Annotated in this window: 11 protein-coding genes and 1 pseudogene; 4 read left to right on the plus strand and 8 right to left on the minus strand. The window is 61.7% G+C overall.

The features are described from left to right. Nucleotides 1-84 precede the first annotated feature (84 nt). From PKE98_RS08430 to speB, 8 genes are all read right to left on the minus strand, one after another. Entirely contained in the window at nt 85-1,686 is a 1,602-nt protein-coding gene (locus tag PKE98_RS08430) for a 5-guanidino-2-oxopentanoate decarboxylase (protein WP_271194815.1), read from the minus strand. A gap of 9 nt (nt 1,687-1,695) precedes the next feature. Beyond that, nucleotides 1,696-2,427, minus strand: a complete 732-nt coding sequence (locus tag PKE98_RS08435; RefSeq protein WP_271194816.1) for a class II aldolase/adducin family protein — start codon at nt 2,425-2,427, stop codon at nt 1,696-1,698. An 8-nt stretch (nt 2,428-2,435) separates the two neighbouring features. Beyond that, nucleotides 2,436-3,170: an amino acid ABC transporter ATP-binding protein gene (locus PKE98_RS08440; protein ID WP_271194817.1), complete on the minus strand. Its 735-nt coding sequence runs from the start codon at nt 3,168-3,170 to the stop codon at nt 2,436-2,438. A gap of 10 nt (nt 3,171-3,180) precedes the next feature. Beyond that, nucleotides 3,181-3,921 carry an amino acid ABC transporter permease gene (locus PKE98_RS08445; RefSeq protein WP_271194818.1) on the minus strand — a complete coding sequence of 247 codons (741 nt, stop codon included), beginning with the start codon at nt 3,919-3,921 and terminating at the stop codon, nt 3,181-3,183. A 264-nt stretch (nt 3,922-4,185) separates the two neighbouring features. Continuing rightward, nucleotides 4,186-4,998 carry a transporter substrate-binding domain-containing protein gene (locus tag PKE98_RS08450; protein WP_271194819.1) on the minus strand — a complete coding sequence of 271 codons (813 nt, stop codon included), beginning with the start codon at nt 4,996-4,998 and terminating at the stop codon, nt 4,186-4,188. A gap of 247 nt (nt 4,999-5,245) precedes the next feature. Then, complete coding sequence (locus PKE98_RS08455) at nt 5,246-6,760, minus strand: purine-cytosine permease family protein (protein WP_271194820.1); 1,515 nt, start codon at nt 6,758-6,760, stop codon at nt 5,246-5,248. Between the two features lie 104 nt (nt 6,761-6,864). Further along, on the minus strand, nt 6,865-7,263 hold the full coding sequence (locus tag PKE98_RS08460; RefSeq protein WP_271194822.1) for a YybH family protein: 399 nt from the start codon (nt 7,261-7,263) through the stop codon (nt 6,865-6,867). Between the two features lie 11 nt (nt 7,264-7,274). After that, on the minus strand, nt 7,275-8,234 hold the full coding sequence (gene speB, locus PKE98_RS08465) for an agmatinase (RefSeq protein WP_271194823.1): 960 nt from the start codon (nt 8,232-8,234) through the stop codon (nt 7,275-7,277). A 279-nt stretch (nt 8,235-8,513) separates the two neighbouring features. On the opposite strand from speB, the gene PKE98_RS08470 reads away from it, so the two are divergent. From PKE98_RS08470 to PKE98_RS08480, 4 genes and pseudogenes are all read left to right on the plus strand, one after another. Continuing rightward, the gene (locus PKE98_RS08470) at nt 8,514-9,416 is read left to right on the plus strand and encodes a LysR family transcriptional regulator (protein WP_271194824.1); all 903 of its coding nucleotides are present in this window, start codon (nt 8,514-8,516) and stop codon (nt 9,414-9,416) included. A gap of 150 nt (nt 9,417-9,566) precedes the next feature. Then, nucleotides 9,567-9,848 (plus strand): annotated as a pseudogene (locus PKE98_RS27305) (PAS domain-containing protein); the annotation flags it as partial. A 264-nt stretch (nt 9,849-10,112) separates the two neighbouring features. Further along, nucleotides 10,113-11,132: a methyl-accepting chemotaxis protein gene (locus tag PKE98_RS08475; RefSeq protein ID WP_445009279.1), complete on the plus strand. Its 1,020-nt coding sequence runs from the start codon at nt 10,113-10,115 to the stop codon at nt 11,130-11,132. 75 nt (nt 11,133-11,207) lie between these two features. Next, complete coding sequence (locus tag PKE98_RS08480) at nt 11,208-11,798, plus strand: tRNA-uridine aminocarboxypropyltransferase (protein WP_271194826.1); 591 nt, start codon at nt 11,208-11,210, stop codon at nt 11,796-11,798. Nucleotides 11,799-11,817: the final 19 nt, after the last annotated feature.

Raw genomic sequence — 11,817 nt, forward strand, 5'->3', positions numbered from 1 at the left:
CGATTCTGGGTTCCCGCCTGCGCGGGAACGACGGTGAATCAAGCACAAACACCCGTCATCCCAGCGAAGGCTGGGATCCAGAATTTATGGAGCAAACGGCGGTGCTTGAACCACCTCGATCAGCAACGGCCGATCACTCGGCGCACCCTCCAGCAACTGCGCCAGATGCTGCATATCCGTCGCCCGCTCGGCCACACAGCCAAACCCGCGGGCAATCGCAATAAAGTCCGGCGTATAGATATCCACCCCAATGGGCGTGATATCCCGGCGTTGCATATAGCCCTTGATCTCGCCATAGCCGTAGTTATTCCACAGTAGCAACACAATGCCGACTTTTGCCTCCACCGCGCTGGCCAATTCCGGCAGGGAGAATTGCAGCCCACCATCGCCCATCAGGCAAATCACCGGCGTTTGCGGTTCGGCCAGCTTGGCGCCAATGGCGGCGGGCAGGGCGTAGCCGAGGGTGCCGTAACCGGTGGAGGAGTTGAACCAGCGGCGCGGCTCATCCAGGTCTACCAGGTGGTTGCCGCTGTAAACGGTCTGCGTCGAGTCGCCGACAAAGCGTGCCTGCGGGTAGGCCCCAAGCAGCGTGGCAAACAGTTCGCGGTAATGCCCCCAGCCGCTGAAGTCCTCGGCCAACTGTGCGCGTACGCCGGCTGCCCGTTGCACGCCGGGGCTGTTGGCCCCGCTTTTACCCGCAGGCAATGCCGCCAGCAGCGCCACCATGGCGAGTCTGGCGTCGCTGTGAATGGCCAGGGTTGGTGCGTGATTGCGCACCAGTTGCTGCGGGTCGATATCGATGCGAATCAGCTCGCCATTGAGGGCAAAGCCGCCGTTGAACACCACGTCGTAATCGGTTTCACCCAGCTCCGTGCCGATGGCCAGAATTACATCGGCTGCCGCCGCTAGTTCCCGCACCGGCACCAGCGACTGGTTGCTGCCCAGCAGCAGCGGATGGTCCGCCGGCAACAGGCCTTTGGCGTTGATGGTCAGGGCCGTGGGTGCATCCAGTGCAGTGGCCAGGGCGATCACTTCATCACTGGCCTCCAGGCAACCACCCCCAATCAGCAGCAACGGCAATTTGGCGTTGGCCAGCTTGTGCGCCGCGTCGCGAATCGAATCGGCGCACGGAGCAGGGCGGCTGAGCCGGGCGCGTGGTTGTACACGCATCTGGTCGGCATTGGCGGTGATGATGTCCAGCGGCAGCTCGATATGCACCGGCCGCGGCCGCTCGCTGTCGAACACGGCAAAGGCGCGGGCCAGTACGTCTGGCAGTTGCTCGACGCTGAGTACGGTATGGCTGAAGGCGGTGACGCCCGCCGTCATGCCGCGTTGGTCCGGCAGCTCATGCAGGTAACCGTTGCCGCTACCCAGGCGTGCACGCTCGTTGACGCTGGAAATCACCAGCATGGGAATGGAGTCGGCGTAGGCCTGTGCCATGGCCGTGAGGATATTGGTCATGCCCGGGCCGGTGATGATGAAACACACGCCGGGCTTGCCGCTCACCCGTGCATAGCCGTCGGCCATGAAACCGGCACCTTGTTCGTGACGCGGGGTGATATGGCGCATGCCGCTCTGCGGCAGGCCGCGATACAGCTCCACGGTGTGCACGCCGGGAATGCCGAACACGGTGTCGACGCCCCAGGCCTCAAGTTGCTTAACCAGAAATTCGCCGCAGGTGGTCATGGCCTTTCCTTAATTCTTGTAGGTGGGATCAAGCCGGTCGAGTTTGCGCAGCCACGCATCCCACAGCAGCGGCCGTTGCCATTCGCAGCCCTGAAACTGTTCGCAGGCATGCTGGGCCAGCTTGCCGGGGATCTCGCTGACACCGTCGAGCACGGCAGCGGCCAGTTGAATTTCACAGGCCTTGTTCAGGTAATACATCACGTAGAACGCATCGGCCACGCTGGTGCCGACGCTGAGCAAACCGTGGTGGCGCAGCATCATGGCGATGTTGTCGCCCAGCGAGGCGACCAGGCGTTCGCGTTCGCCCAGGTCCAGGGCAATGCCCTCGTAGGTGTGATAACCCACGCGGCAGTAGAACTCGGCGCTGATCTGGTTGAGTTGCGCCAGGCCCTTGTCGCTGGCTGCCACCGCCATGCCCGGCAGCGTGTGGGTGTGGATCACGCAATGGGCATCGTCGCGGGCCATGTGCACGGCGCTGTGAATGGTGAAGCCGGCGACGTTGTAATCGGCGTTGCCGTCCAGCACATGGCCGTGCATGTCCACCACCAGCAAATCGCTGGCGCAGACTTCCTCGAACAACAGGCCGAACGGGTTGATCAGAAAGCGCGGCTCCGGTCCCGGCAGGCGTGCAGAGAAGTGCGTGTACAGGGTGTCGTCCCAGCCAAACAGCGCCGCCAGGCGATAGGCAGCGGCCAGGTCACGGCGCAGCGTGGCTTCGGTAGCCCTGGGTTCACCGGACATAGGCGCGCTCAATGGCTGATCTGCGACAGAAAGGCTTGCAGGCGAGGGTGTTTGGGCTGCTCGAAAAACTCGGTAGGCGGCGCGGTTTCCACGATTTGCCCGGCATCCATAAACACCACGCGGTCGGCTACCTTGCGGGCGAACCCCATCTCGTGGGTAACGCACAGCATGGTCATGCCTTCCAGGGCCAGTTCGGTCATCACGTCCAGCACCTCGCCGACCATTTCCGGGTCGAGCGCTGAAGTAGGTTCATCGAACAGCATCACCTTGGGGTTCATGCACAGCGCCCGGGCAATGGCCACGCGCTGTTGCTGGCCGCCGGAGAGCTGGCCGGGCTTCTTCTGCGCCTGGCTGCCGATATGCACGCGGTTGAGGTAACGCAGCGCCTGTTCTTCGGCCTGGGCGCGGGGAATGCCGCGTACTTTCATCGGCGCCAGGGTGCAGTTTTCCAGCACGCTCAGGTGCGGAAACAGGTTGAAGTTCTGGAACACCATGCCCACTTCGCGGCGCACGTTGGCGCTGCCTGCCTTGCTGGCCACGTCCTGGTTTTCCACGGTGATGGTGCCGGTGTCGTGGGGTGCCAGGCGGTTGATGCAACGGATCAGGGTGGATTTTCCCGAGCCCGACGGCCCGCAAATCACGATCTTCTCGCCCTGGCGTACCGACAGGCTGATGCCCTGCAATACCTGGAAGTCGTCATAGCGTTTGCCGACGTTGTCCAGACGAATGATTTCTTCGTTCATACCGGGCTCCTTAAATGCGCCGCATACGGGCGAGGGTGCGTTGCACCAGGCCGACATTTTTCGCCGCCGGGCTTACGTGGTCCCACGACAGGCGCCGCTCCAGGCGACTTTGCAGCCAGGTCAGGGTGTAAACCATCACCAGGTAGTACACCAAGGCCACCGCGTAGTACTCGGAAAACTGGAAGGTGGTGGACACGGTTTGCGAGGTCACGGCCATCAGTTCTTGCAGCGAAATCACCGAGGCCAGCGAGGTGATTTTCAGCAGGGTAATGAACTCGTTGGCGGTCGGCGGAATGGCAATGCGCGCCGCCTGCGGCAGGGTGATGTAACGGAAGATCTGCCAGCCCGACAGGCCCAGGGCATGGCCGGCGGCATGCTGGCCTTTGTCCAAGGCTTTAAGTGCAGCGCGGTTAATTTCCACCTGGTAGGCCATTTCATTCAGGCTCAGGGCGATCCAGGCGGCAAAGAACGGGGTGAACCAGCTCTCGCGGAAAATCGGGAAAAACTGTGGCAGGGCGTTCCACACAAACAGCAATTGCAGCAGCGTGGGGGCGCCACGGAACACGCTGAGCACGGCGCGCAGAATAATGCGCAGCGGGTTGGGCGGGCCATCAAGGGCCAGCGCCGCCGGCACCGACAGGGCAATGCCCACCGAGTGGGCGAGCAGGGCCAGCAGCAGGGTGATGCAGGCGCCTTTGAAGAAGGGGTAGGAAAAGAGCGCGTCCCAGAACACGGCAACGTCGAAATGCATGGGGGTTTCCCCTGTGAGCGATTGAAAGCTGCGTTGTCCTTGAAGGGAACGCAGAAGGTCACTGTTACATACGGTCAGCCCCCTCGCCCCCTTGGGGGAGAGGGTTGGGGTGAGGGGGTGGGCGGCGGATATAGGTGTTTGCCCTCGCCCTCACCCCCGGCCCCTCTCCCGCACGCGGGAGAGGGGTGAAGGGCCGATGAGTTTATTTGCCCTCACCCCTGGCCCCTCTCCCGCACGCGGGAGAGGGGGGCAGAGCCGTTGAGTCTATTCGCCTGCACCCTCAACATTCACCGGATCCAGCTTCCACTTCTCGCTGATGGCCTTGAGCGTGCCATCGTCTTTCAGCGATTTGATGGCAGCCGCCACCGCCTTCTTGTTGGCCTCATCCTTGAGCAGATAAGCGCCGAACACATCTTTCTCGGGGAAGGTGTAGAGGGTTTTGAATTGCCCTGGGGTTTGCAGCTCGCGGTAGGCCAGCTCCGTGTCTTGCGACAGGCCGGCGGCGGCACGGCCGACCAGCACTTGCTGGGCTACGTCGCTGCCTTTGGGGTAGGTTTGCAGGGTTGCTTCGGGTTTGCCGGCGGCTTTGAGCTCGGTGTTGAGCTTTTCCATGATCGCCACGTAGCGCGTACCCGACTGCACCGCCACCACTTTGCCGGACAGGTCTTCCAGCTTGCTCAGGGTGACGTCGCTCTTGCCGCTGCCAAACACGATGGTGGCGCTGGAAAGGTACGGCACGGCGTTGAGTTTCTGCGTGCGTTCCGGGGTGATCAATGCACCACTGATGACCACGTCGCAGCGCTTGGCGTCGAGACCGGGCAGCAAGCCGGTAAATTCGGTGACGATAAAGCGCGCCGGTACACCCCATGTTTTGGCCATGGCGCGGATCAGGTCGGCGTCGAAGCCGCTGGGCTCGCGGTCACCGGTTTTTTCGAAGAATTCCAGCGGCGGGAAGGTGGGGTCGGAGCAGACATTGAAGCTGCCACCGCTGACGAAGGACGGTTTGTCGGCCGCTTGCAGCGAGGTGCTGAGGGCGGCGGCCAGCAGGCCGAGAATGGCGAACGAGCGAGTGCGCATCGGGTGACTCCTTAAGAGGCTTAGGTGCATCTGTTATTGGCAGTTCAAGAAACAGGCCAGCGAGGGCCTGGTGCAGCCGTTTTTTGTTATGCAAAAGCGTTGGAGCTGGGTACAGCTACTGCTACCTAGTAAATCTCCCATCAACCCCCGTCGTCCCCGCGAAGGCGGGGACCCAGAGTTGCCCATGAATCGGCGTACCTGGATTCCCGCCTGCGCGGGAATGACGACAGCGTCGGGTTTGAAACCTTTAGGCGATTTCTGCTTTGCCTTTTACCTCGGCATCCTTGGGCAGGGGCATCCAGCGCGGACCTTCAGCGCCATACACCTCGGCCGGTTCCGGGAATACCACCAGCAGCACCAGATACAGCACCGCCGCGAGCCCCAGGGTCACCGGCAAGCTGATGTCGATGCCATTGGCCAGGTTGCCCAGTGGGCCCACGAACTGCCCTGGCAGGTTGACGAAGCACAGGCCGATCAGCGCGCTTGGCACCCAGGCGCCCATGCCGCGCCAGTTCCAGCCGTGGGTGAACCAGTAGCGGCCACCTTTCTGCCCGCGGGTGAACACCTGCAAGTCGTCCGCGTGGTAAACGCCACGGCGAATGATCAGGCCGAGGATCATGATCACCATCCACGGTGTGGTGCAGGTAATGATCAGCACGGCGAAGGTGGACACGCTCTGCACCAGGTTGGCGGCAAAACGACCGATAAAAATAAAGGCAATCGACAGCACGCCAATCAGCAAGGTCGCCTTGACGCGCGACAGCACGCGGGGGAATACGCTGGACATATCCAGGCCGGTGCCATACAGCGAGGTGGTGCCGGTAGACATACCGCCAATTACCGCAATCAGGCACACCGGCAGGAAAAACCAGGTGGGGCATACCGCCAGCAGGCCGCCGACGTAGTTGTTGGCGGTGATGTACTCCGGCGCCTTCACCGCCACGATGGTCGCGGTAGCCAGGCCGAACAGGAACGGAATGAGGGTGGCCAGCTGAGCGAAAATCACCGCCAGCATGATGCGGCCCTTGGAGGTTTGCTTGGGGATGTAACGCGCCCAGTCACCGAGGAATGCGCCGAAGGAAATCGGGTTGCTCATGGCCACCAATGCGGCGCCGATAAACGCGGCCCAGAAGCCTTCAGTGCCCAGGTTGACGCTGCCGGCATAAGCACTGTCGAAGGTGCTGGCGAAGGCGAAGATGCCCAGCAGGAACAGCACGCTGGCGCTCCATACCGCCACCTTGTTCACCCACAGCAGAAACCGGAAACCGTAGATGCACACGGTGAGTACCAGCAGGGCGAACAGACCGTAGGCCAGGCCCAGGGTCAGGTCGGTTTCCGGCAGGCCGATCAGGCGCTTGGCACCGCCGATCAGGGCATCACCCGAGCTCCATACCGACAGCGAAAAGAACGCGATGGCGGTGAGCAGCGAGAGGAAAGAACCGACGATACGGCCATGCACGCCGAAATGCGCGCCGGACGATACCGCATTGTTAGTGCCGTTCAGCGCACCGAACAGGCCCATGGGGGCAAGAATCACCGAACCCACCAGCACGCCCAGCAAAATCGCCCAGACGCCAGCCTGGAACGACAAGCCGAACAGCACCGGGAAGCTGCCGAGTACGGCGGTGGCGAAGGTGTTGGCGCCACCGAAAATCATGCGGAACAGGTCGAGCGGTTTGGCGCTGCGTTCACTGTCTGGTATCTGCTCGACGCCAAAGGTTTCGATACGCGTCAGCGAATTTTCATTATTTTTATTGTGCATATTCCCCTCCCCGGGAAAGGCTGCATCACTAGGCTTTCAGGCTAGGTGAACGTTACTGCGCTGCCACGCGTCCACCTGCCTGCTCGGTTTTTCTTAGTTATGGGTTACTGCGCTACAGCGGACAAATGCTCATGACAGGCCAACCAGCGGCCGGCTTCTACTTCACGAAACACAATGGTCTCGCGCTCGTAACTGGTACTTTCCTCGCCGGCGACGCGCAGTTGGGTGCGCACGTCATGGACAAAGATCGCCACGTCGCCCTGGAGGCTGACGAACTGTTTGCTGGAGGTGCATTCCAGTACTTCAAAACCATCGGCCAGCCACTCGGCCCACAGCTTCTCGTAAGCCGCGCGGCTTAGCAGCGGCTCCGGGAGGGTGTGGAACACAAAGCTGGCGTCTTCACTGAAGGCGGCGAAATAGGCCTCGGTATTGGTGCTGGCGAAGGCGGCGACCAAACGTTCGGCGGCGTTCAACACTTGCTGTTCCTTAAGGGCGTCACTCATTTGTGCGGCACTCATTTGTGGGAGACGCCCGGCAGCACGCAGAGCATTTCGTACAACAGGTTTGCGCCCAGCAGCGAGGTGTTGCCGGTGGTGTCGTAGGGTGGCGACACTTCAACCACGTCACAACCGATCAGATCCAGGCCCTGGCAGCCGCGAATGATCTCGATGGCTTGAATGGTGGTGAGGCCACCGATTTCCGGGGTGCCGGTGCCGGGCGCCCAGGCCGGGTCGATGCCGTCGATGTCGAAGCTCAGGTACACCGGGCCACCGCCGACTTTTTCGCGCACCTCGGCCATCAGCGGCGCGAGCGATTTATGCCAGCACTCTTCGGCCTGCACCACACGGAAACCCTGGCGGCGGCACCAGTTGAAGTCTTCGGCGGTGTAACCCTGAGCACGCAGACCAATCTGCACCACGCGGTCGCAGTCCAGCAGGCCTTCTTCCACGGCGCGGCGGAAGGTGGTGCCGTGGGCGATTTTCTCGCCAAACATATGGTCGTTCACATCGGCGTGGGCATCGATATGCACCAGGCCGACCTTGCCGTGTTTTTTATGCAGGGCGCGCAGAATCGGGAGGGTGATGGTGTGGTCGCCACCCAGGGTCAGCGGCAAAATGCCGTGGCCGATGATTTTGTCGTAGCTCTCTTCAATGATGCGCACGGCATCCAGCAGGTTGAAGGTGTTGATGGCCACGTCGCCGATATCAGCCACGTTCAGCGAATCAAAGGGCGCGGCGCCGGTGGCCATGTTGTACGGGCGGATCATCACCGATTCAGCGCGAATTTCGCGCGGGCCGAAGCGGGTGCCGGAACGCAGGGAGGTGCCGATGTCCAGCGGCACGCCGACAAAGGCGGCGTCCAGGGCGTCGAGTTCAGCGTCGGTTTGGATATGCGGCAGGCGCATCATGGTGGCAATGCCGCCAAAGCGCGGCATTTCATTACCGCCCAGGGGTTGATGAAGCTTTTTGTCCACGGGGTGGCCTCACGGATCTTATGGTTTTAGTAGTGGGCCGATTCTGCTCAGGGGTAGGGGAGAGAAAAATCCGGTGCAGGCAAATTATTAGTTCAGAGATTTCTAAACTATTGGTGGGTGGGTAGACTCTTTCAGGTCTGCGCCGTCTAACCCCCTCGCCCCCTTGGGGAGAGGGTTGGGGTGAGGGGGGTAAGCGGCGAACATCGGTGTTTGGGCTGGCCCTCACCCCCGGCCCCTCTCCCGCAAGCGGGAGAGGGGTGAACAGCATAGGAATTTGTCTTGAGCCAAGTCCTACCCGACCTGAAACTCCTCCGCATCTTCGTCAGCGTGGTACGCCATCAGGGTTTTGCCGCGGCGCAGCAGGAGCTCAACCTCTCCACGTCTGCCATCAGCACCTATATGAGCCAGCTCGAAGGCCAGCTCGGCCTGAGCCTGTGCCACCGTGGCCGTGGCGGCTTCAGCCTGACCAGCAAGGGCGAGCTGTTTTTCCAGGAAACCCTGCGCTTGCTGGGTGAAATGGAAGGCTTCGAACGCTACGCCGCCGCCCTCAAGGGCGAGCTGCGCGGCACCCTCAACCTCGGCGTCATCGACTCCACGGTAAGCGACCGCTCGCTGCCGTTCGCCGAAGTCATTGGCACCTACAGCGAAGAACACCCGGCGGTGCATTTGCACCTGTCGGTACTGAGCCCCTACGAGCTGCAATTGGGCGTGTTGGAAAACCGCCTGGACCTGGCCATCGGCTCGTTCTCCACGCGCATGAACGGTTTGTTGTACCAGGCGCTGTACCGCGAGCAGCACTGGCTGTATTGCAGCGACCGCCACCCGCTTTTCGGCGAGCGGCGTATTCCGCCCGAGCTGATTACCCAGCAACGTATGGTCGGGCGCAGTTACTGGAGCCAGGCGGAACTTGCCCGCCATGGCTTCAAGCACAGCGCGGCGACGGTAGAAAGCATGGAGGCGCAGCTGATTCTGGTGCTCTCCGGGGCCTATATCGGCTACTTGCCCGAGCACTACGCGCAATCCTGGGTGGACCAGAAACGCCTGCGTCCGCTGTTGCCAACTACCTTCGGCTACCAGGCGCCGTTCTCGCTGACCTACCGCCGCGGCCGCTCGCGTGAGCCGCTTTTACAAACCTTTCGTGACTTGCTTAAAACCCAACTCACCCAGCCCAGGTCGCCGTAACCGCACACCCGGTATCGGCAGGTATCGCCCGAGGCGATATTCGCCTTACGCCGCGGTTCCAGCATTGCTGGCGGCATGCCATCGCTGTGCTACACCTAATCTTCATGAGCAAGGAAGTTGGCATGCTCTTAACAACCAAGGAATGAAGCGATGCGCCAAAATCTGCCAGTTACGCAGCGGGAGAGAACGTTTTCGGAACACGAGCGCCTGATTTCCACCACCGATCTCACCAGCAAAATTACCTACTGCAACGACGCCTTCGTCGAGCTCAGTGGTTTTTCCCGTGAAGAACTGATCGGCCAACCGCACAACCTGGTGCGCCACCCGGATATGCCGCCGGCTGTGTTCGGCCATATGTGGGACGTACTCAAGCAGGGCAAGCCGTGGATGGGGTTGGTAAAAAACCGCTCAAAAAACGGCGACTTCTATTGGGTTAGCGCTTACGTCACCCCGGTTTACGAAAATGGTCGCATCGCCGGCTATGAATCGGTGCGCTCGTTGCCCACGCGCGACCAGGTTGCCCGTGCCGACCGGCTCTACGCGCGCCTGCGTGCCGGTAAGACGCCAGTGCCGCGAGTTGCATACTGGACGCAGGATATCGTGCGTTCCTGGCCCGTTATTCTCGCTGCCCTGCTAGTGATTGCCGGCGACTTCCTGCTCGATGGCTGGTGGCGCCACGTGATCACCCTGGTGTTGATGGCAGCATTGGCCGCCTGGCTGGTGCTCAGTAAACGCCAAGAGTTACGCCAAACCCTCGCGCAACACCCCAAAGCCTTTACCAGCGAATTGGTGGCGCTGACGTACTCCGACAGAAGCGGTCCCCAAGGCATGCTCGATCTGGCCATGATCAGCGAGGAAGCACGCCTGCAAACCGCGCTGACGCGGTTGGAAGACGCTGGCGTAAGCGTGAAATTGCGCGCGGCCGAATCGTCGAAGCTGTCCAGCTCCAGCGCCGAGTTGCTGGAAAAACAACGCAGCGAAACCGACCAGTCCGCCACCGCCATCAACCAGATGGCCGCCACCATTCAGGAAGTGGCGCACAACGTCGCCAACACGGCCCATGCGGCTGAAGAGGCCGATCAGTTGGCGAAGCAGGGAAGAGGCCTGGCCAATGACAGCCTGGGCGCCATGCAGCATATGTCCGATGCCGTTACTGAAATTGGTCAGGCGGTAAAAGACCTCGCCAACTCCACCCAGACAATCGGCAGCGTGGCAGATGTCATTACGTCTATTGCCGAGCAAACCAACTTGCTCGCCTTGAACGCGGCCATCGAAGCCGCGCGGGCCGGTGAGCAGGGGCGGGGGTTTGCCGTGGTGGCCGATGAAGTGCGCTCGCTGGCCTCGCGCACCCGTGAATCCACCGAGCAGATCCACCAGATCATCGCGGCGCTACGCAGTGGTGCCGACAGGGCAGTGGCCACCGCCAGCAAAGGCGAAGGTATTTCCCGCGAGAGCGTGCACAGCGTTGAAGCCGTTCGGCAGGCGCTGGAGGGTATTAGCCAGGCCGTCACGCGCATCACCGGCATGAGCCAGCAAATGGCGACCGCTTCCGAGCAGCAAAGCCATGTGGCCGAAGACATCAGCCAGCAAATCACTCGCATCGCCCAACTGTCCGACCGCAGCGCCGGGCAGGCGCAGGAAGGTGTGGTCATCAGCCAGGACCTGGAACATATGGCCGACTACCTCCATAGCCTTGCGGAGCGTTTCAACAAATAAACCCGGGTTCCCCAAAGGCCGGACAGGGACGTTCGGCCACCTATCTGGCAGACTTGGTGCTCTCAAGGAGTGCCCATGTCCCGCCCGCTATGCCCCCGTTGCTCCCGCCCGTTAAGCCATTGCCTGTGTGCGCTGATCCCTAGCCTGGATAGCCGCACGCGCGTGCTGATCCTGCAGCACCCCAGCGAAGTTAAACATGCGCTCAATACCGCGCGCTTGGCGGCGCTTGGGCTGAGCAATGCCGAACTCGTAGTGGGCGAGCGGTTTGACGAGTTGGAAGCGTTGGTGAACCGGCCCGGGTATCGCAGCTGTCTGCTGTTTCCGGGGGAGGACGCAACCGTGTTGGAGGCGGCGTCTAATGACGTGCCGATTCAATTGGTGGTGCCCGATGGCACTTGGCGCAAGGCAAGCAAGCTGCTGCACCTGAATCCGCTGCTGGCCGCGCTGCCACGGGTGACCTTGCCGGCGGGCTCGGCCTCACGTTATCGCCTGCGCAAAGCGCCGATGGCAGGCGCGTTGTCGACGATTGAAGCCATTGTGCAGGCACTGGATATTCTCGAAGCACCGCAAACATTCAGCGCGCTGCTAAAGCCGTTCGACGCGCTGATTGACGGGCAGATAGAGGCGATGGGCGAGGAGACGTTTAACCGCAATCACCTGTCGTAGGGGCGAGCTCGCTCGCGAA

The organism is Pseudomonas turukhanskensis (genome assembly GCF_027922365.1).
Lineage (GTDB): Bacteria > Pseudomonadota > Gammaproteobacteria > Pseudomonadales > Pseudomonadaceae > Aquipseudomonas > Aquipseudomonas turukhanskensis.